This window comes from Streptomyces sp. NPDC091289 (genome assembly GCF_044757365.1).
Classification (GTDB): Bacteria; Actinomycetota; Actinomycetes; order Streptomycetales; family Streptomycetaceae; genus Streptomyces.
Map to the genome: position 1 here is coordinate 160,317 of NZ_JBIVUT010000008.1, position 19,402 is coordinate 179,718.

The window sequence follows — 19,402 nt, forward strand, 5'->3', positions numbered from 1 at the left end:
GCCGCACCGGGGATTCGGACCTTTAGACCTTGCCGCCGCAGATCACGTCGTACGGGCGGCCGATCGCCATCATCAGCTGCATGGGCTCGGTGGTCGCCGCCGGGCACTCCTTCTTGTCCTTGACGAGTCCGAGGACCTTGAAGTCGGCCGCCCCGGCCGAGGCGCAGGTGATCTCCTTGGCGGTCGCCGAGATGCAGTCGCCCTCGACGAGCTGGCCGCCGCCGGCGCCCGCGTCGCCCGGGTGGTCGTCGGACAGATTGCGGCCGCAGACCGTGTGGGTGGGGATGCCGCCGCCCTTCTTGCCGTCGCCGGAGCCGTAGACCCGGGAGACCTTGATGATCAGGTCCGTTCCGGCCGGGCACTGGATCGATTCGGGCATGAAGCTCGCGGGCTGGAGCTCCAGCGCCTTGAAGGTCGCTCCCGACTCGTCGCAGTCGTAGGCCCGGTAGCCGTCCGGCTTGTTCTCCGGGTCCGGTCCTCCGCAGTCGCCGACCTCCCACGAGCCGCCCTTGCCGTCCGAGGCGGACGAGGGGGAGGACGAGGACGAGGAGGACTTCGACTTCGAGGAGTCGTCACCGAAGATCTTGGACGCCCCGTAGCCCAGGCCGAGGATCACCGCGAGCACCACGATGCTCTGCAGGCACCCGGCGGCTCTCCGGGGGCGGGTCGGTGTCGTGCCTGGCTGGGTCATGGTTCTGCTCCTCGACGGGTGGTGCACGGGGACGAAGTCACGGGTGGGGACGCGGCATGCACACCTCACGGTTCCGGCCGGTTCACTCCGGTCCGTGCGAGGCCTCGCCAAGGGGTCTGACCAGGAAGCGGGCCGGATCCGCGACCTCCTGCCGGACCCCGTCGGCGTCGAGGAACGCGTACCGGTCCAGATAGCGGCAGTTGGTCTCCCGGTAGCCGATCCGCAGATAGAGCGCGGCCGCCCGGTGGTTGTCGTCGTCCACGCCCAGGCCGATCAGGTCGTGCCCCGCCTCGCGGACCCGCTGCTCCGCCGCCCGGATCAGCGCCGTGCCGATGCCCCGGGAGCGCAGGTCCGGTGGCCAGATCCCGAGCCCGTTCAGCTCGGGGCAGCCGGGGAAGCGGGCCCGGACCTCCGGGGCGGCGCAGCCCTGCCACAGGATCTGCGCCGTCCCGACGGGTACGTCGTCGATCCAGGCGGTCAGAAAGGTGGTGAGCCCCTGCTCCTGCTGGTCGAACCGGGCGGCGTGCCGCAGGGTCCGGCCGGGCGAGGGCATGTGCCGCTCCAGTACGTCGAGGTCCGCCGCCCGGCAGGGACGGATCAGGACGGGGCCGGAGGAGGAAGAGGAGGAAGAGGGGGAGCGCGGCGGGGGTGTTGTCATGCGGCGAGACGGTAGCCGAGCGGTGGTGGTGCGGGGCATCATTTTCTGACCGGAGCGCGTGCTCGTACGGAGTCGATATTCGCTGGTCGGGGCGGGTGCGGGCGGCATAAGGTCGCGCGTATGCAGCTGCACATCACCACCCTCGCCGAGCGCCCGGAGCTGGCCGCCGCCCTGGACCGGATGCCGGACACCTGGCCGGAGTTCGTGCTGGAGGACATCGTCGGCTGGGCGAACTTCGCCCGGATCGCGGTCGAGTTCCCCCAGTACGTACTGGTCGCCACCGACCCCGAGGGCGTCGTGGTCGCCCGCGCCTACAGCGTGCCCTTCGTGCTGGACGCCCCCGGGCGCGGGGAACTGCCCGTCGGCGGCTGGGACCGGATGCTGCTCTGGGCGTTCGCGGACCTGCGGCGCGGGCGCACGCCCGACACGGTCGGCGCGATCGAGATCACGGTGGCCACCGGCCATCAGGGCAAGGGGATATCGGGCCGGATGCTCGCCGCGATGCGCGACAACGCGGCACGGCACGGCCTCCGCGAGGTCGTCGCCCCGGTGCGGCCGAGCGGCAAGCACCTGCGGCCCGGCCTGCCGATGGAGGAGTACGCCCGGCTGACCCGACCCGAGGACGGGCTGCCCGAGGACCCGTGGCTGCGGGTCCACGTCCGGGCGGGCGGCACGGTGGACTCGGTCGCCACCGTGTCGATGACCGTGAGCGGCTCGCTCGAGCAGTGGCGGGAGTGGACCGGGCTGCCGTTCGACACGGACGGCCCGGTGGAGGTGCCGGGGGCCCTGGTCCCGGTGCACTGCGCGCTCGCGCACGGGTACGCGGTCTACGTCGAGCCCAACGTGTGGGTGCGGCACCGGCTGTGACGGCGATCCCGAGGGGGAGGGAGGCCTCCGGCGTGACGGTGACCTCCGGCGTGACGGCGGTCCCCGCATCCGCGCCTGTCCCCGCGCTGCTCGTCATCGACATGCAGCAGGCCCTCGTCGCGATCGCCCACCGGGCATCCGGCACCGTCGCGGCCATCGCCTCTCTCCAGGCGCGGGCCAGGGCGGCCGGTGCCCCGGTGGTGTTCGCGCAGCAGCAGGACGAGGAGCTGGAGCCCGGGACCGACGGCTGGCGGATCGTGTCCGAACTGGCCCCCGCCCCCGGTGAGCCGGTCGTGCCCAAGGCCGCCCCGGACAGCTTCCTGGACACGGAGTTGGACGCGGTCCTGCGGGCCCGGGGAGTCACCGAGGTCGTCGTCACCGGGTTCGCCACCGAGATCTGCGTCGAGTCCACCGCCCGGCAGGCGCTGAGCCGGGGGTACGACGTGGTGCTCGTCGCGGACGGACACACCACGTCCGTCCGGCCGGACGGCTCCGGCCCGTACGCCGCACCGGAGGCGTCCATCGCGCACCACAACGAGATCTACCGCAACCTTCGCTTCCCGGGCCGCCGGGTGCGCGTACTGCGGGCGGCCGAGACGGACTTCGGCGGCGGTGCCCCCGCCCGGTCACGCCCCTGGTGACCTGAAGCACAACGGTTGGCACAACGGGCTGGACGCAACGGTTGGGCACGACGTTGGGCACAACCGGGGACTGCCGGTCGGCGGAGGTGTATACGCTCACCCCACACGTCCGCCATCCGCGTCCCAGGAGCAGCACATGCACGGCTACGGCCCAACGCCGCAGCAGCCGACGACACCCCGGCCCTCCCAGGCGACGCTCACCGCGGTGCGCGTGATCCTCGTGACGGTGACCGTGCTGAGCTGCAGCCTGTTGGCCTGGGCGGCGATGCTGCGGCTCGCGATCGTCACCCGCAGGCCGCGCGACTGGATCCTGCTGGTGGTCGTGGCGCTCCTCAACGGCGGGCTGTTCGTCTTCATCATGGCCACCCCGGACGACCCCGACGACATGTCGGACGCGGCGGCGGCGGTCCTCTTCCTCTGGCTCATCGGCGTACTGGCCGGAGTCATCACCTATTACCTGTACGCGGAGATCCGCCACTACAACTCCCTCGGCACCCCTCGCGGCGCCCCCTCCCCGTACGCCGCCACCGTGCCCACGCACCCCGCGCCGCTCCCGTACCAGCAGCAGCACTCCGCCCAGCACCCCGTCCAGCAGCAGGCCCCGCAGCCCAACCCGTACACCCAGCAGGCCCCGCCGCCCACGCCCACGCCCGCGCCCCAGCGCCTCGACCAGGTCCGCGCCGAGCTGGACGAGCTGAGCGACTACCTCCGCAAGGAGCACAAGGAGCACAAGGAGCACAAGGAGCACAAGGACGGCGAGGGCCGGTGAGCGGGCGGATCATCGCCGACCGGTACGAGCTGGCGTCCATACTCGGCCAGGGCGGCATGGGCCAGGTGTGGACGGCGTACGACCGTCGCCTGGACCGCCGCGTCGCCGTGAAGCTGCTGCGCCCCGACCGGGTCGCCGGGCCCGCCGGCGGCGACGCGGCCGACGAACTGCGCCGCCGGTTCGTCCGCGAATGCCGGGTCACCGCGCAGGTCGACCACCCCGGACTGGTCACCGTCCACGACGCGGGCAACGACAGCGACGACCTCTACCTCGTCATGCAGTACGTCGAGGGCGCCGACCTCGCCGACCACCTCACCGGGCAGAACCCGTACCCCTGGCCCTGGGCCGTCGCGGTCGCCGCCCAGCTCTGCGCGGTCCTCAGCGCGGTGCACGCGGTGCCGATCGTCCACCGCGACCTCAAGCCCCGTAACGTCATGGTCCGCCCCGACGGCACCGTCACCGTCCTCGACCTCGGGGTCGCCTCCGTCCTCGACACGGACACCACCCGCCTCACCCACACCGGTTCCCCCATCGGCTCCCCGGCCTACATGGCCCCCGAGCAGGCCATGGGCGGCGCGGTCGGCCCGCGCACCGACCTGTACGCCCTCGGGGTCGTCCTGCACGAACTCCTCAGCGGCGACGTTCCGTTCGCCGGGTCCACCGCGCTCGGCGTCCTGCACCGCCACCTCTACGAGCCCCCGCTCCCGGTCCGGCAGGCCCGCCCCGAGGTCCCCGTCGCACTGGAGGCGCTCGTGCTGCGGCTGCTCGCCAAGGACCCGGGCGACCGGCCGGCCTCCGCGCAGGAGGTGTACGAGGAGCTGGCCCCGCTGCTGCCCAAGCACGGATCGCCCGCCGGGCCGCTCGACCCGACCCGGCCCTTCCTGCGCCCGCACGCCCCCTGGCCGGACCGGGCCGCGACCCCGGCCTCCGTGCCCGCGCCCGCCACCTTCGCCGCCCCGCCGCCCACGCTCGCCGCCGCGCCGTCCTTCACCCCGACCCCGGCCGTCTTCGCGTCCCCCGCACGGGCCACCCCCGTACCCCCGAGCACCCCGCCCCACGCCACCCCGCCGCCGCCCGCCCGGCCGGATGTCGCGCGGGCCGTGGACGAGGTGAAGAAGCTGCTCGGCGAGGGCCGGATCACCCAGGCCGTGGACGTCCTCGGCGCCACCCTCCCGGCCGCCGCCGCCGAACACGGCGAGCACTCACCGGTCGTCCGCATCCTTCGCAAGCAGTACGCGGCGACGCTGATGGACGACGGGCAGTACCGCCGTGCCCTGCCCGAACTGCGCCGCCTCGCCGGGGACCGCGCCGCCGAGGCGGGCCCGGCCGATGCCCAGGCCCTCCAGTTCCGCTACGACGCCGCCCAGTGCCTCGAACAGCTCGGCGAGGCCGGGGCCGCGCTGGGCGAGTACCGCGCGGTCCTCCCGTACTACGAGAACGCCTACGGGGCGGTCACCTCCGACCCCGGCCGCGCCCTCGACATCCGGCACCGCATCGGACAGCTGCTCCTGGCGGTCGGCGACCACACCGCGGGCCGGGCCCAGCTCCAGGCCCTGCTGTACGACGCCGAGCGCAGCTACGGGCCGCACCACCCGCTGCCGATGGACCTGCGCCGCCTGCTCAGCCACCAGCGGGACGTCCGCGGCGGCTGACAGCGCCCCGTACCGGACCATCCCGGACCATCCCGGGCCAGATCCCGGACACATACCGGGCCACATCCCCAACTCCTCCCGAATCGTTGGTCGAATCAGTGGCACCCGCCACATCCACTGCCTAACATCGATCACCGCAAGGCTTTGTGCGCCGATGCACAAACTCTCCCCGGGAGGCTCCTTTGCACCGCCGTCGTCGCACCGCGCTCGCCGTCCTCGCCGCAACACTCGTCGCCGCGCCGCTCCTCACGGCCTGCGGCAACCAGGCCCACCCCGGCGCCGCGGCCGTCGTGGGCGGTGAACGGATCGAGGTCTCGGCGGTCCAGGCCAGCGCCGCGGACGTCCGCAGCGCCCAGGAGAGCTCCCCGCAGGCCGCCCAGCTGGTGAACAAGTCGGGCCAGCTCAACCGCGCCAAGCTGCACGGGCTGATCTTCGGCCGGATCCTCGACCGCGCCGCAGCGGACGCCGGGGTCACGGTCACCCGCAAGGAGATCCAGGAGATGCGGCAGGCCAGCCGCGCCCAGCAGGGCGGCGAGGAACAGTTCGAGGCGATGATGCTCCAGCAGCGCTGGGTCGCCCCGGACCAGATCGACGCCGACATGCGCCAGGAGGTCCAGCTCCCGAAGCTCGCCCGGGCGCTCGGCGCGGACCTCGGCACCCCCGCCGGACAGCAGGCGGTCGGCGAGGCCCTCACGAAGGCGTCGAAGGCCCTCGACATCGACGTCAACCCGCGCTTCGGCACCTGGGACGACCAGAAGATGCAGCTCGGCAACTACAGCGCGCCCTGGATCACCCAGCGCACCGAGTTCCCGCCGAAGGACTCCCCGACGGACGCGTGACCCGACGGGCCGGAGGTAGGTTCGCAGGGTGAACGCTGAAGCCCCCGACGCCTCCCCCGCCCCCGAGAGCTCCGCCGGTCCCGGCCGCATCGTCCTGCTCACCGCCAGCCACCGGGTCGCGCCCGGCCTGCTGTCCTGGCCGGCCTGGCAGACGCTGCACGCCGCCGACCGCGTCCTGTGCGCGGACCCGGACCACCCGCAACTGCCCTACCTCCGCGAGGCGGGCGTACGCGTCGAGCACGCCACGCCCTCGGCCGACGAACTGGTCGCGGACTGCGCGGGCGGCCGTACCGTCGTCGTCCTGGTCGGCGGCGAGGGGAACGGGCCCCTCACCGACGGCCTGGCCCGCCTCGGCGGCTCGGGCCGGGTGCACATGCCGGACCTGGAGCTCCTCCCCGGCTCCTACGACCTGCCCGGCGCCCGCCTCCTCGACCTGGTCCAGGTCATGGACCGGATCCGCCGCGCGTGCCCCTGGACCTCGCAGAAGACGCACCGGGGCCTCGCCAAGTACGCCATCGAGGAGGCGTACGAACTGGTCGAGGCGATCGAGGACGGCGACCGGACCGAACTGCGCGAGGAACTGGGCGACGTACTCCTCCAGGTCGTCTTCCACGCCCGCATCGCGGAGGAGGACCCCGAGGAGCCCTTCGCCATCGACGACGTCGCGGGCGGCCTCGTCGAGAAGCTGATCCACCGCCACCCGCACGTCTTCGGCGACGAGAGCGCCGAGACCCCGGAGGACGTCCACGCGCACTGGCTGCGCACGAAGGCGATCGAGAAGCAGCGCACCTCGGTCACCGAGGGCGTCCCCCTCGGCCAGCCCGGCCTGGCCCTCGCCGCGAAGCTCGGCAGCCGGGTCCGCACAGCCGAACTCGATGTTCCTCTGCCCACCGGCGACACCATCGGCTACGACCTCCTCGCCCTCGCCGTCGCCGCCGAGGCGAACGGCACCGACCCGGAGGCCGCCCTGCGCGCGGCGGCCCGGGCGTACAGGGAAGCGATCGTGGCGGCGGAGGGCGGGGGACCGGGCGCCCGATGAGGGGCACGGGTGCTCCACGCACTGCGTACGGTCGCCCGCCCGGGGCGTCGAACGGTCCCTCGCCCGGATCATGCACGCGTCGGCGTCACAAAGCTATGGGCCGACGGGCCAGGGCTTGCTCAACCACTTCAGCAGCCGAGAGATCCTGCTCCGGCGGCCAGAAGATCAACTCACTGACGTGGCCGGTCGGACATGACAGGGCACTGTCGAGCATGGCCAACCAGCCGTCCACCTCTTCTTCGGAGGTGTAGTCCGTATCCATGATCCGCTGCACGAGGGCAACGGCCTCGGTCCGGCTCATCTCCACCGCACTCACCCCCAGTCGGGGTCACCTTAACGAGGCGAGTGATCGGCCGGACATGCCCTGGTCGATGTCTCCGGTGTGAACTCGACCGGAAGGGTGCGCAGGCCACGCATGATCAGGCCGCCACGCCACCGTAGATCGGCCGGGTCCACCGCGAGCTGTAGGTCCGGCAGGCGGCGGAACAACGTCTCCAGCGCAGTACGCCCCTCCAGCCGTGCGAGGGGTGCACCGAGGCAGTAGTGGATGCCGTGTCCGTATCCCAGGTGTTGGTTGTCCCGGCGGGCGAGGTCGAGGGTGTCGGGGCTCTTGAACCTCTCGGGATCACGGTCCGCCGCTGCGAGCACCACGAGGACCGGGTCACCCTTGCGAATCGCCTGCCCCCCGATTTCGAGCCCCTCGGTGGCGTACCGCCAGGTTGCCAGCTCCACGGGGCCGTCGAAACGCAGCAGTTCTTCGACGGCGCTATCGATGAGGGAGCCGTTGCCTTGCTCCACCGCACCCTGGAAAACGGATCGCTGTACCGGGTTCCGGAAGAATGCGTGGGCACTGTTGCCGATCAGGTTAATGGTCGTTTCGAAACCCGCGAACAGGATCACGAACGCCATGGCGGCGGCCTCGTTCTCGGTGAGGTGCTCGCCGTGGTCACTTGCCCGGATCAGGTCCGAAATCAGGTCGTCGCCGGGGTTCGCGCGCTTCTTGTGAATCAGTTCGGCGAGGTATGCGCGAATCTTCTTCACGGAGCGTGCGACGCCGCCGCGTGGTCCGCCGCCGTGCCGGATCATCATCCCGGCCCAGTCACGGAAATCATCCTGGTCCTCGTGAGGTACACCGAGCAGGTCGCAGATCGCGTAGATGGGGAGCGGGAAGGCGAACTCATGGATGAGGTCGGCTTCCCCGTTCTCCGCGAAGGCGTCGATGAGGCTGTTCGTCAGTTCTTGGACCCGGGGCGCGAAGAGAGCGGTCCGGCGCGGGGTGAACGCCTTGGATACGAGTCGGCGCAGCCTGGTGTGGTCCGGCGGGTCGATGTTGAGCAGGTGTGTCATGAGGCCCGCACTACGCTCCCCAGGGATACCGGTCTTGGTGCGGCCCTGGGCGTCATCAGCGTGATACTCGGGACTCTTGGAGAGCCGTGCGTCGGCGAGTGCCTGCCGCGCGTCGGCGTAGCGGGTCACGAGCCACGCTTCCACTCCGGACGGCAGTTCCGTTCGGTGCACGGGCGCGTGCTCCCGCAGCCAGGCGTACGCGGGATACGGATCAGTCGCGAACTCCCAGGAGAAGAGTTCCGGAGTCGGGGTGGTGTCGTTCACCTGGCGACGGTATCGGGCGCTTGTGCGGCGAGGGCCCACTGGCATGGCGTTGAGATCTCGACGATGACCGGAACCCAACTTCTCGAGTCACCAACTGGGGTAACCTGCCCGGAAACGGCACCGGCCCCAGAGCGCTGTAGAGAGCGCAACGAGGCCGGAACCTTCCCGGCGGTGTGCAACCACCCCGGGGACGGAACAGTCTCGGAGGACTGAACATGCCCATTGTGGCACGCCCGCTCCTGCATGCATCCGACGCGATCACCGTGGCGAAATACGCCCGCGTCTCCACCCTGGACCAGCTCGACGGCTTCGGCCTCGAAGATCAGGACGAGATCTCCAACAGCTGGCTCGACCGCCACCCCGAAGCCACCGTGTACGACGAGTATGTGGACGAGGCGGTCTCCGGCGCGTTGGAAAGGCGACCCGAGATGGACCGCCTGATCCTCGACGCGCACCAGCAGCACTTCAACCGCATCCTCGTCCCCAACGTCGACCGCATCGGCCGCACGGCCCGCGCCGCCTACCAGTGGGCCTGGAACATGGCGGACCTCGGCATCTACTTCATCTCGGTCACCGAGGGCATCGACACCAGCAACGACGTCGGCTGGTCCCAGTTCATGCGGTACGTCACTTTCTCCGAGATGGAGTGGCGGCGTATCAAGGATCGCACCCTTGCCGGCCGTGAGCTGAAGATCAGCTATGGCGGCTGGCCAGGCGGCCCCGCACCTTATGGATACAGGATTGCCCAGGACACCACCTGGGTCGGCGAACGCCGGAAGCAGTTCAGTGTTCTCGTCACCGACGACCACGAGTCCATGGTGCTCTCCGTGGCCGTCGAACTCACCGTCGACCAGAACATGAACTACACCGAGGCGTGCGACGAGCTCAACAGGCGCAAGCTGTTCACTCGCAGCGGCGTGCCCTGGACCGTCGGGAATCTGCGTAACCGCCTCTGGACCGAGACCATCCATGACGGTTACGTGACCTACCGGAAGACGAGCAGGGGCAACGGCAAGAACACGACCCTGCGCTGCGAGGACGGCACGCCGATTCATGGCGCCCCGGTGAAGATCGGCGTTCCGCCCATCTTCAGCGAGGAGCGCGCCCGGCTTCTCATGGAGACACTCAAGAATATCGGCTTCCAGAACGGCCGCAGCAAGGATCAGGTCTACCCCCTCAGCGGACGCATCGACGGGCATTGCGGTGAGGTCTACACCGGCGCCGGCCGGAGCGGCGAGGCGCGCGCCTACCGCTGCAAGGGCATGACCGACAAGGAAGGGTCCTGCGGCGAGCCGCACTTCAACGCCGATGGGATCGAGGGTGTCGTCTGGGCAGAACTGACCCGGCTCATGAAGGACGAAGGCCGCCTTCGGATGATGGCAGCCGAGTGGGTCGGCAGCCTGCCCGGTGACAAGGCGAAGTATCAACAGCGGATCACCGAGTTCGCCACGAGAATCGCGACTCAGGAAGACCTCATCAACCGGAAGGTGCCCGAGTACATCAGGGCCGGCGTGGACCCCGTCGTCCTCAAGGCGTCAGTCAAGGAGATGCAGCAGGAACTGGAGGAGTTCCGGGAGCAGAAGAAGTTCGCGGAGCAGTGGCTGGAGGCGTACGCCGAGCATGAGCGCCAGGCACACAACCTCGTCGACATCGCGAACAACGCCCACGAGCGCCTGGACATCATGACGCTGGAGGAGCGCAGGGAGGTCTTTGACATGTTCAACATCAGGGTCGCCCCCGGCGCGATGGAGAACACGTCCAAACCCGGCGTCAAGTGTGCAGTGACCCAGTGGCACGTGGAGACCGGAACTCTCGTTCCGCCGGACCCGACGGACGAGGAGTGGGAGGCGGTTCTTGCCGTCCTGCGGACCTTCTTCCACGGGAAGGCGAAGCAGCACTTCACGACGAAGTACGACATCCGTGCGCAGTTCTGCGGCATGCTCCACCGACTTCGGCGCGGCCTTGCCTGGAACGACATGCCCCTCAGCTGGGGGCGGATCGACCCCATGCGGACGCGTCAGCTCACGTGGTGGCAGAAGGGCGCCTGGCCCGAAGTCATGCGGGTCCTCGGCGCGGACAAGAGAGGGGTGGAGGCGTTCCGCCGGCCGACCCTTCCTCCGCTCACGGTCACCGGCCGGCTCCGTGTGGGGCTGCTCGCGAAGGTGCGGAGCGAGACACCCAAGGGCAAGGGGGAGAACAGGGCTCTTGATCGCAACGCGGTCAAGACCGACAAGACCGACAGGCCCGACTGTGCCTTGCATTCCTCTGCTGGTCAGATCAGGTTCGAGGCGACGATCAACCTCATCGGCGACGGCGCGCCCGCCCTGCTGTGCCACCCCGAATAGCTCGCCACCTGGCGTTACGCCACGGAGCCGCTGCCGCTGGCCAGGCTGGAGGGGCAGACCGCGTTGGCCACGCTGTTGAGACGCCTCCCTGACCTGCGACTTGCGGGAGAAGCTGCCGATTTGCGCTGGCGTGGCGGGCTCATCATGCGCGGACTGCGCACACTTCCCGTCGAGTTCACGCCGGGCCGCCGTTCCGAAAAAAGTGACACGCTGTCAACTCTGTGACTTTCACGTGATCTGCGCTGCATCGACTTGTGACACACGTTCGAGTCCCGCTAGGTTCACGGTTCGACGCGTCGGTCGCTCGTTGCTCACGCGTCACTTGTGCGCCGGTGCAGGCACGGATTTCTGCTGCGCGGCGTTCAGGTCACTCGCTTGTCAGTCGCACGGAAGGCATACCCATGGGCTCCGCGAACGGCAGACACCGCCGCCCTCGCCAGGCACCCGCCATCGTCGTCGCCGCAGGTGTGACGGGATCGGCCATCGCCATCCCGCTGCTCGGTGCGAGCGGCGTGCACGCGGCCGAGGCCACCACCTGGGACCGGGTCGCGGAGTGTGAGAGCGGCGGCATGTGGAGCGCCGACCTCGGCAACGGCTACTACGGCGGGCTCCAGTTCTCGCAGGAGACCTGGTCGGCGTACGGCGGCACGGCGTTCGCGCCCCGCGCCGACCTCGCCAGCCGGTCGCAGCAGATCTCCGTCGCCGAGAAGGTCCTGGGCGACCAGGGGCCGAAGGCGTGGCCCAGCTGTGCGGTCATCTCCGGTCTCGCGGTGGACGGCAGCCTGCCCGGCGTCGACCCGGGCACCTCGCCGTCACCCGACCCGTCCGCCGATCCGTCGGCGGACCCCTCGGCCGACCCGACCGGTGAAGCGGATGAATCCGGTAAGGGTGAGAAGGCCGAGAAGAACGACAAGGGTGACGAGAGCGGCAAGCCCGACAAGGGCGATAAGAACGACAAGGCTGACAAGGCCGACAAGGGAGGCAGTGGCGGTACGGGGAAGGGGAGCGACGCTCCCGACTCCTCGGTGACGCCCTCCGCCCCGCCGGCCTCCGACGCCCCCGACGCCACGAACCCCTCCGGCACCCCCGACGCCTCGAAGGGCGAGGACGGCAAGGGAGGCAAGCACCGGGGCGCCCCCGCACCCGAGGAGGCCGACGCGGGCCAGGGCGGCGGCCCCCGTGAGTCCGGCCGGCACGCCTCGCGCGGCGACGGCGATGCGCGCGACGGTGGCTCGGCGACCGTCGGCGCGTACACGGTGCAGCCCGGCGACAACCTCTGGGCCATCGCTGACGCGCAGGAACTTCCCGGTGGCTGGACCGGCCTGTACGAGACGAACAAGGACCTCCTGGGCTCCGACCCGGATCTGATCCTGCCCGGCCAGAGCCTGGATCTGGGGCTGGGTCAGGGCGCGGACGGGTCCGCGTCGGAGAGCGCCGGGAAGTCCGCCGGGGCGCCCGCCGCCAACTGATTCAAATCGGGCGAAAACGCTCCGAAAAATCAGGCAGTTCAGAGGCCTATGTCCACTTTTGCGGAAGTGAGACATGGGTCTCTTTGCTTCAACTGGCGGGTCTCGTCCGGCTGGTCCGCGCGCATCGCTCCCGACCTGCGGAAATAGTCCATCGGTCGCGGTGAGTTCGGGGCGATTGCCCTCTATGTCCATCTTTGAATGTCGGGGTTGCCTGTGTTTACGGTCGTAGCCGCTCGCACCGCGGGCCCCGTCGACCGTCACGCCGAATCCTGCCGTCGGTCGAAGGGAACAGACGCGTAAGCGCCGTAGGCAGGAGCGGGGGACCCAGGTAGGCCGCCGGGTCCGGACGCCTCGTCGAACCGACGGGACGTACGGGAACGGCTTGGGGTGAAGTCGCGTGCAGCACCGTGCGACCGGGCAACTCATCAGCCCGAACCCGACAGCTCACCTCGTAGGCGTCGGTGAGGAGATTCGTTCCATGCTGCTGAACAGCAAGGGCAAGCACCGCCGCCCGTCCAAGGCCACCCGTCTCGCCACCCTCGCGGGTGTCACCGGTGCCGCCGTCGCCGTCCCGCTGATGGGTGCGACCAGCGCGTCCGCCGCCTCCGTCGAGACCTGGGACGCCGTCGCCCAGTGCGAGTCCGGCGGCAACTGGTCCATCAACACCGGCAACGGCTACTACGGCGGGCTGCAGTTCTCGCAGTCCAGCTGGGCCGCCGCCGGCGGTACGCAGTACGCCTCGCGCGCCGACCTGGCCTCCAAGGACCAGCAGATCGCCACCGCCGAGAAGCTCCTCGACCTCCAGGGTCCGGGCGCCTGGGCCTGCGCCGGCGCCGGTGGCCTCACCAACGACGGTGTGGACCCGGGCGTGAACACCGGCTCCGGCCAGTCCGAGAGCAAGCCCGAGCAGGCGCAGCCCGAGCGTCAGGCCGAGCAGCCCACCACGCGCTCCGAGCAGCGCCCCGCTCCGCAGGCCGAGAAGAAGGCCGAGAGCAAGAAGACCGTCACCACCCCGACCGGCGAGAAGGTCCAGAAGGGTGACGGCGAGTACAAGGTCAAGACCGGCGACACCCTGAGCAAGATCGCCGAGAAGGAGGGTGTCAAGGGCGGCTGGAGCAAGCTCTTCCAGCTCAACGACGACATCGTCAAGGACGCGGACCTGATCTTCCCGGGTCAGCAGCTCCACCTGAAGTAAGACGCCGTCTCTCCTCCCCGGAGGGAGGGTGTCCGGCGGCACCCTCCCTCGCACGGCTTCCCGGCCCGGCGCGCTCTTCCCCCCAGCGCGCCGGGCCGGGTTCTTCGTGGGCGGGGCCCGGGCGAGCCGGGACCCCGGTGAGCGCGGTTTGCGTTCACCTCTTGTCGGCAGTTTTTGTTACCGACCAGTAGATTTCTAGAGTTTTGTCCCGGGATGCAGGCCCTTGGGTCCTTTTTCGTCCCAGGAGGCGGGCGCTCGGCTGGCCGACGCGGCCGGGCCGGATAGGCTCGTGCCGCAAGGCCACAGTGACCCTGCACAACCAGTGTCAGATCCCAGAAGGAGATGCCTCGTGCCGTCCATCGACGTCGTCGTAGCCAGGGAAATCCTCGACTCCCGGGGCAACCCCACGGTCGAGGTCGAGGTTGGCCTCGACGACGGCAGCACGGGCCGTGCTGCTGTTCCGTCCGGCGCCTCCACCGGTGCGTTCGAGGCTGTTGAGCTTCGCGACGGTGACCCCAACCGTTACCAGGGCAAGGGCGTCGAGAAGGCCGTCCTCGCCGTCATCGAGCAGATCGGCCCGGAGCTCGTCGGGTACGACGCCACCGAGCAGCGCCTCATCGACCAGGCGATGTTCGACCTGGACGCCACCGAGAACAAGGCCTCGCTCGGCGCGAACGCCATCCTCGGCGTCTCGCTGGCCGTCGCGCACGCCGCCTCCGAGGCGTCCGACCTGCCGCTCTTCCGCTACCTCGGCGGCCCGAACGCGCACCTGCTGCCCGTTCCGATGATGAACATCCTGAACGGCGGCTCGCACGCCGACTCCAACGTGGACATCCAGGAGTTCATGATCGCCCCGATCGGCGCGGAGTCCTTCTCCGAGGCCCTGCGCTGGGGCGCGGAGATCTACCACACGCTGAAGAAGGTCCTCAAGACCAAGGGCCTGTCCACCGGACTCGGCGACGAGGGCGGCTTCGCCCCGAACCTGGACTCCAACCGCGCCGCCCTGGACCTCATCGTCGAGGCCATCAAGGAGGCCGGCTACGTCCCGGGCCGTGACGTGGCGCTCGCGCTCGACGTCGCCGCGTCCGAGTTCTACAAGGACGGCGTCTACGAGTTCGAGGGCAAGTCCCGCTCGGCCGCCGAGATGACCGAGTACTACGAGGAGCTCGTCTCCGCGTACCCGCTGGTCTCCATCGAGGACCCGCTGTACGAGGACGACTGGGCCGGCTGGAAGGTCATCACCGACCGCATCGGGGCCAAGGTCCAGATCGTCGGCGACGACCTCTTCGTCACCAACCCCGAGCGCCTCGCCCGCGGCATCGAGGAGGGCTCCGCCAACGCCCTGCTCGTGAAGGTCAACCAGATCGGTTCGCTGACCGAGACCCTGGACGCCGTCGAGCTGGCCCAGCGCAACGGCTTCAAGTGCATGATGTCGCACCGCTCCGGCGAGACCGAGGACGTCACCATCGCCGACCTCGCCGTCGCCGTGAACTGCGGCCAGATCAAGACCGGCGCCCCGGCCCGCTCGGACCGCGTCGCCAAGTACAACCAGCTGCTGCGCATCGAGGAGATCCTCGACGACGCCGCGGTGTACGCGGGCCGCTCCGCCTTCCCGCGCTTCAAGGGCTGACCCGTAGTCGCGAGTCGGTAGCCTCCGCCCGTCCCCGCACCCGGTCCCGTACCGTGTGCGGGGACGGACGTGCGTCAGAGCTTGTCGTCAAACTGCCGCCTGCCGGGCGGCGTCTGGGAGGCGGGAGACATGGCCGGGAAGGACCGCGACCGGTTCTCCACCGCGACCAGGCTGCGACTGCTCGGCGAGCAGACCGCGGCCCGCGTGTACCGATCCCAGAACCGCCGCCAGGCCCGCCGCTCCCGGCTCACCGGCCGGGCCGCGTTCCTGGCGCTGGTGGTCTGCTCCCTGGTGGTGGCGCTCGCCTACCCGATGCGGCAGTACGTCTCCCAGCGCGACGAGATCGCCGAGCAGGAGCGGCTCTCGCAGCAGGCGGAGCGGCGCACCGAGGAGCTGCGGGACGAGAAGGCGCGGCTCCAGGACGACGCGTACATCATGCGTCTGGCCCGCCAGCACCTCCATTACGTCCTCCCCGGGGAGACCGCCTACACCGTGGCCGACCCCGATGCGGCGCAGGACCGCCGCGGCGAGCCGGGCGCGAGCGGCCGGCCGTGGCACTCGAACCTCTGGGACGGCGTGGACAGCGCCGACCGTGACGACGACCGCGACTGACCGACCGAACCCGTACGTTCCCGCGTACGTTGCTGTGTACGTCCACCTCTACGAGCTTCCGAGCAGAACCAAGGCAGGCATGGAAACGCCCCCTCCGCAGACCGAGTCCACCAAGCCCACCGACGCGGACATCGCCGCGTTCGAGCAGCAGCTCGGCCGTCCGCCGCGCGGCCTGCGCGCCATCGCGCACCGCTGCCCGTGCGGCAACCCGGACGTGGTGGAGACCCAGCCCCGTCTGGAGGACGGCACGCCGTTCCCGACGACGTACTACCTGACCTGCCCCCGGGCGGCCTCGGCGATCGGCACGCTGGAGGCCAACGGGGTCATGAAGGAGATGACGGCCCGTCTGGAGACCGACCCGGAGCTGGCCGACGCCTACCGGGCCGCGCACGAGGACTACCTCACCCGCCGCGACGCCATCGAGGTCCTGGAGGGCTTCCCGAGCGCGGGCGGCATGCCGGACCGGGTGAAGTGCCTGCACGTCCTGGTCGGCCACTCGCTGGCCGCCGGGCCCGGGGTGAACCCGCTGGGCGACGAGGCCATCGCGATGCTGCCGGAGTGGTGGGCCAATGGCCCCTGCGTCACGCCGTGCGCCGTGGACGCGGAAGGGCAGGACGCGTGACCCGGGTCGCCGCCGTCGACTGCGGCACGAACTCCATCCGGCTCCTCGTCGCCGATGTGGACCCGGCGACCGGTTCCTTCACCGAGCTGGACCGGCGGATGACGATCGTCCGCCTCGGCCAGGGCGTGGACCGGACCGGCCGGCTGGCCCCCGAGGCGCTGGAGCGGACGTTCGCGGCCTGCCGGGAGTACGCGGCGGCGATCGAGGAGCTGGGCGCCGAGCGGATCCGTTTCGTCGCCACCTCCGCCTCCCGCGACGCCGAGAACAGCGCGGAGTTCGTGGCCGGGGTCCGGGACATCCTCGGCGTCGAGCCCGAGGTGATCACCGGTGACCAGGAGGCGCAGCTCTCCTTCGACGGGGCCACCCAGGAGCTGGCGGGCAGCGACCACCTGGCGAAGCCGTATCTGGTCGTCGACATCGGCGGCGGCTCCACCGAGTTCGTCCTCGGCTCGGACCGGGTCGAGGCGGCCCGGTCCGTGGACATCGGCTGCGTGCGGATGACCGAGCGTCACCTCGTCGTGGACGGGGTCGTCATGGACCCGCCCAGCCACGAGCGGGCCGCCGCGATCCGCGCGGACGTCGACGCCGCCCTCGACCTCGCCGAGAAGACCGTGCCGCTCACCGGGGCCGGCACGCTGGTCGGCCTCGCGGGCACCGTCACCACGGTCGCCGGGATCGCGCTGGAGCTGCCGGAGTACGACTCCGCGGCCATCCACCACTCCCGGATCTCCCGGGGCAGGGTCCGCGCGATCACCGAGCACCTGCTCGGCTCCACCCACGAGGAGCGCGCCGCGATCCCCGTGATGCACCCCGGCCGGGTCGACGTGATCGGCGCCGGGGCGCTCGTCCTGCTCGCCGTGATGGAGCGGACGGGAGCCCACGAGGTCGTCGTCAGCGAGCACGACATCCTGGACGGCATCGCCTGGAGCGCCGCGTAGCCCGCTCAATCGCACCGTCACCTGCACCGTTGAGCCCCCGTCCGGCCCCTCCGGGCCGCTCGGGGGACCCCTTCGGGGACACGCCGCGAGAAACTTCGTGAACTTCTTCACAAGGATTGGGGCCCTGTTGGCCGTGGTTGGGGCCGATCGGGCCCGAACCGGTTGCCCAGGGTGCCGTACGGAGGTGCTGCGCGGGTGTTCCGGGCGCGTTGCGTCCGCATGAAGAGGAGGGGTGGTTCGCCCCGTCCGAAGGGCCAAGGGCCAGCTCACAAGCGGTGCGCAACGTTTCCCGCGATGGCGTGGTTCCCTTTCGTGCCCATGACCTGGGTCACGTGGGCGGCGAAGTGTAGCAGAGGGTGGGTCAATCCTTGTGAAGGGGCTCACGAGCACCCCCCTGGGGCGGGGTGGATACTCGATGGCATGAGCACCACGGAGCGTCCCAGGATCCTCGTTGTAGGCGGTGGGTACGTAGGCCTGTACGCAGCTCGTCGCATTCTGAAGAAGATGCGATACGGAGAGGCGACCGTCACGGTCGTCGACCCGCGGTCGTACATGACGTACCAGCCCTTCCTCCCCGAAGCTGCTGCCGGCAGCATCTCGCCTCGGCATGTCGTCGTCCCGCTGCGACGCGTGCTGCCCAAGGCAGAGGTTCTCACCGGTCGTGTCACCACCATCGATCAGGACCGCAAGGTCGCCACGGTCGCGCCGCTCGTCGGCGAGGCCTACGAGCTGCCCTTCGACTACCTGGTCATCGCGATGGGCGCGGTCTCCCGCACCTTCCCGATCCCCGGCCTCGCCGAGCAGGGCATCGGCATGAAGGGCATCGAGGAGTCCATCGGACTGCGCAACCACGTCCTGGAGCAGCTGGACAAGGCTGACTCCACGACCGACGAGGACGTCCGCCGCAAGGCGCTGACGTTCGTCTTCGTGGGCGGCGGCTTCGCCGGCGCGGAGACCATCGGCGAGGTCGAGGACATGGCCCGCGACGCGGCGAAGTACTACACCAACGTGAAGCGCGAGGACATGCGCTTCATCCTCGTCGACGCCGCCGACAAGATCCTTCCCGAGGTCGGCCCGAAGCTGGGCGCCTACGGCAAGGAGCACCTGGAGAGCCGCGGCGTGGAGATCTACCTCTCCACCTCGATGGACTCCTGCGTCGACGGTCACGTCGTGCTGAAGAACGGCCTGGAGGTCGACTCCAGCACCATCGTGTGGACCGCCGGTGTGAAGCCGAACCCGGCGCTGGCCCGGTTCGGCCTGCCGCTCGGCCCCCGCGGCCACGTGGACACCTCCGAGAAGCTCCAGGTGCAGGGCACCGACTACATCTGGGCCGCGGGCGACAACGCCCAGGTGCCGGACATGGTCGGCCGCCGCGCCGGCAACCCGAACGCCTGGTGCCCGCCCAACGCCCAGCACGCGCTGCGTCAGGCGAAGGTCCTCGGCGACAACGTGATCTCCGGCATGCGGGGCTTCCCGCAGAAGGAGTACAGCCACGCCAACAAGGGTGCGGTCGCCGGTCTCGGCCTGCACAAGGGCGTCGCGATGATCGTCATGGGCAAGGTGAAGATCAAGCTCAAGGGCCGTCTCGCCTGGTACATGCACCGCGGCTACCACGGCATGGCGATGCCGACCTGGAACCGCAAGATCCGGATCTTCGCCGACTGGACGCTGGCGATGTTCCTCAAGCGCGAGGTCGTCTCGCTCGGCGCCATGGAGACGCCGCGCGAGGAGTTCTACGAGGCCGCCAAGCCGGCCCCGGCTCCGGCCGCCGCCAAGCCGGAGGGCGAGAAGGCCAAGGCCTCCTGACCCCCCGGTGACCCGCTC

The 19,402-nt window shown here is 70.3% G+C and carries 18 protein-coding genes, 1 pseudogene and 1 riboswitch; of the genes and pseudogenes, 15 read left to right on the forward strand and 4 right to left on the reverse strand.

What is annotated here, in order from left to right:
* Positions 1–22: 22 nt before the first annotated feature.
* Positions 23–691, reverse strand: coding sequence for a hypothetical protein (locus tag ACIQPT_RS12845; RefSeq protein ID WP_401155392.1), 669 nt, complete (start codon positions 689–691; stop codon positions 23–25).
* 82 nt (positions 692–773) lie between these two features.
* Positions 774–1,349: a GNAT family N-acetyltransferase gene (locus ACIQPT_RS12850; RefSeq protein ID WP_401155393.1), complete on the reverse strand. Its 576-nt coding sequence runs from the start codon at positions 1,347–1,349 to the stop codon at positions 774–776.
* A 120-nt stretch (positions 1,350–1,469) separates the two neighbouring features.
* On the opposite strand from ACIQPT_RS12850, the gene ACIQPT_RS12855 reads away from it, so the two are divergent.
* The 6 genes from ACIQPT_RS12855 to ACIQPT_RS12880 all read left to right on the forward strand — a co-directional run bounded on the left by ACIQPT_RS12855 (position 1,470) and on the right by ACIQPT_RS12880 (position 7,156).
* Positions 1,470–2,216 carry an N-acetyltransferase gene (locus ACIQPT_RS12855; RefSeq protein ID WP_401155395.1) on the forward strand — a complete coding sequence of 249 codons (747 nt, stop codon included), beginning with the start codon at positions 1,470–1,472 and terminating at the stop codon, positions 2,214–2,216.
* 38 nt (positions 2,217–2,254) lie between these two features.
* The gene (locus ACIQPT_RS12860; protein WP_401155577.1) at positions 2,255–2,857 is read left to right on the forward strand and encodes a cysteine hydrolase family protein; all 603 of its coding nucleotides are present in this window, start codon (positions 2,255–2,257) and stop codon (positions 2,855–2,857) included.
* 136 nt (positions 2,858–2,993) lie between these two features.
* Positions 2,994–3,626: a hypothetical protein gene (locus ACIQPT_RS12865; RefSeq protein ID WP_401155396.1), complete on the forward strand. Its 633-nt coding sequence runs from the start codon at positions 2,994–2,996 to the stop codon at positions 3,624–3,626.
* The gene (locus tag ACIQPT_RS12870; protein ID WP_401155398.1) at positions 3,623–5,278 is read left to right on the forward strand and encodes a protein kinase; all 1,656 of its coding nucleotides are present in this window, start codon (positions 3,623–3,625) and stop codon (positions 5,276–5,278) included. The genes ACIQPT_RS12865 and ACIQPT_RS12870 overlap by 4 nt, the downstream gene beginning before the upstream one ends.
* 182 nt (positions 5,279–5,460) lie before the next feature.
* Positions 5,461–6,117 (forward strand): SurA N-terminal domain-containing protein, encoded by a 657-nt coding sequence (locus ACIQPT_RS12875; RefSeq protein ID WP_401155400.1) that lies wholly within the window; start codon positions 5,461–5,463, stop codon positions 6,115–6,117.
* Positions 6,118–6,145: 28 nt separating this feature from the next.
* Positions 6,146–7,156, forward strand: a complete 1,011-nt coding sequence (locus tag ACIQPT_RS12880) for a nucleoside triphosphate pyrophosphohydrolase (RefSeq protein ID WP_401155402.1) — start codon at positions 6,146–6,148, stop codon at positions 7,154–7,156.
* An 85-nt stretch (positions 7,157–7,241) separates the two neighbouring features.
* Here the strand turns inward: ACIQPT_RS12880 and ACIQPT_RS12885 are convergent, their stop codons facing one another.
* Both ACIQPT_RS12885 and ACIQPT_RS12890 read right to left on the reverse strand, forming a co-directional pair.
* Positions 7,242–7,463 (reverse strand): e9imm peptide, encoded by a 222-nt coding sequence (locus ACIQPT_RS12885; protein ID WP_401155578.1) that lies wholly within the window; start codon positions 7,461–7,463, stop codon positions 7,242–7,244.
* A gap of 26 nt (positions 7,464–7,489) precedes the next feature.
* Positions 7,490–8,767: a cytochrome P450 gene (locus ACIQPT_RS12890; protein ID WP_401155403.1), complete on the reverse strand. Its 1,278-nt coding sequence runs from the start codon at positions 8,765–8,767 to the stop codon at positions 7,490–7,492.
* Between the two features lie 215 nt (positions 8,768–8,982).
* On the opposite strand from ACIQPT_RS12890, the gene ACIQPT_RS12895 reads away from it, so the two are divergent.
* The 9 genes and pseudogenes from ACIQPT_RS12895 to ACIQPT_RS12935 all read left to right on the forward strand — a co-directional run bounded on the left by ACIQPT_RS12895 (position 8,983) and on the right by ACIQPT_RS12935 (position 19,384).
* Positions 8,983–11,112, forward strand: a complete 2,130-nt coding sequence (locus ACIQPT_RS12895) for a recombinase family protein (protein ID WP_401155405.1) — start codon at positions 8,983–8,985, stop codon at positions 11,110–11,112.
* A 33-nt stretch (positions 11,113–11,145) separates the two neighbouring features.
* Positions 11,146–11,337, forward strand: a pseudogene (locus ACIQPT_RS12900) (cytochrome P450); the annotation flags it as partial.
* A gap of 176 nt (positions 11,338–11,513) precedes the next feature.
* Positions 11,514–12,581 carry a transglycosylase family protein gene (locus tag ACIQPT_RS12905; protein WP_401155407.1) on the forward strand — a complete coding sequence of 356 codons (1,068 nt, stop codon included), beginning with the start codon at positions 11,514–11,516 and terminating at the stop codon, positions 12,579–12,581.
* A 291-nt stretch (positions 12,582–12,872) separates the two neighbouring features.
* Positions 12,873–13,054, forward strand: a riboswitch (cyclic di-AMP (ydaO/yuaA leader).
* A gap of 5 nt (positions 13,055–13,059) precedes the next feature.
* Positions 13,060–13,776: a transglycosylase family protein gene (locus ACIQPT_RS12910; RefSeq protein ID WP_401155408.1), complete on the forward strand. Its 717-nt coding sequence runs from the start codon at positions 13,060–13,062 to the stop codon at positions 13,774–13,776.
* A gap of 349 nt (positions 13,777–14,125) precedes the next feature.
* Positions 14,126–15,406 carry a phosphopyruvate hydratase gene (gene eno, locus ACIQPT_RS12915; RefSeq protein ID WP_401155410.1) on the forward strand — a complete coding sequence of 427 codons (1,281 nt, stop codon included), beginning with the start codon at positions 14,126–14,128 and terminating at the stop codon, positions 15,404–15,406.
* Between the two features lie 129 nt (positions 15,407–15,535).
* Entirely contained in the window at positions 15,536–16,018 is a 483-nt protein-coding gene (locus ACIQPT_RS12920; protein ID WP_401155411.1) for a septum formation initiator family protein, read from the forward strand.
* 79 nt (positions 16,019–16,097) lie between these two features.
* Complete coding sequence (locus ACIQPT_RS12925) at positions 16,098–16,640, forward strand: DUF501 domain-containing protein (protein WP_401155413.1); 543 nt, start codon at positions 16,098–16,100, stop codon at positions 16,638–16,640.
* Positions 16,637–17,578, forward strand: a complete 942-nt coding sequence (locus tag ACIQPT_RS12930) for an exopolyphosphatase (RefSeq protein ID WP_401155415.1) — start codon at positions 16,637–16,639, stop codon at positions 17,576–17,578. The genes ACIQPT_RS12925 and ACIQPT_RS12930 overlap by 4 nt, the downstream gene beginning before the upstream one ends.
* A gap of 420 nt (positions 17,579–17,998) precedes the next feature.
* Complete coding sequence (locus ACIQPT_RS12935; protein WP_030730565.1) at positions 17,999–19,384, forward strand: NAD(P)/FAD-dependent oxidoreductase; 1,386 nt, start codon at positions 17,999–18,001, stop codon at positions 19,382–19,384.
* The last annotated feature ends 18 nt before the right edge of the window (positions 19,385–19,402 follow it).

Coding starts and splice junctions, on each gene's coding strand:
- ACIQPT_RS12845 (WP_401155392.1), bottom strand. CDS start 691: ATGACCCAGCCAGGCACGACACCGACCCGCCCCCGGAGAGCCGCCGGG.
- ACIQPT_RS12850 (WP_401155393.1), bottom strand. CDS start 1,349: ATGACAACACCCCCGCCGCGCTCCCCCTCTTCCTCCTCTTCCTCCTCC.
- ACIQPT_RS12855 (WP_401155395.1), top strand. CDS start 1,470: ATGCAGCTGCACATCACCACCCTCGCCGAGCGCCCGGAGCTGGCCGCC.
- ACIQPT_RS12865 (WP_401155396.1), top strand. CDS start 2,994: ATGCACGGCTACGGCCCAACGCCGCAGCAGCCGACGACACCCCGGCCC.
- ACIQPT_RS12895 (WP_401155405.1), top strand. CDS start 8,983: ATGCCCATTGTGGCACGCCCGCTCCTGCATGCATCCGACGCGATCACC.
- ACIQPT_RS12905 (WP_401155407.1), top strand. CDS start 11,514: ATGGGCTCCGCGAACGGCAGACACCGCCGCCCTCGCCAGGCACCCGCC.
- ACIQPT_RS12910 (WP_401155408.1), top strand. CDS start 13,060: ATGCTGCTGAACAGCAAGGGCAAGCACCGCCGCCCGTCCAAGGCCACC.
- ACIQPT_RS12920 (WP_401155411.1), top strand. CDS start 15,536: ATGGCCGGGAAGGACCGCGACCGGTTCTCCACCGCGACCAGGCTGCGA.
- ACIQPT_RS12925 (WP_401155413.1), top strand. CDS start 16,098: ATGGAAACGCCCCCTCCGCAGACCGAGTCCACCAAGCCCACCGACGCG.
- ACIQPT_RS12935 (WP_030730565.1), top strand. CDS start 17,999: ATGAGCACCACGGAGCGTCCCAGGATCCTCGTTGTAGGCGGTGGGTAC.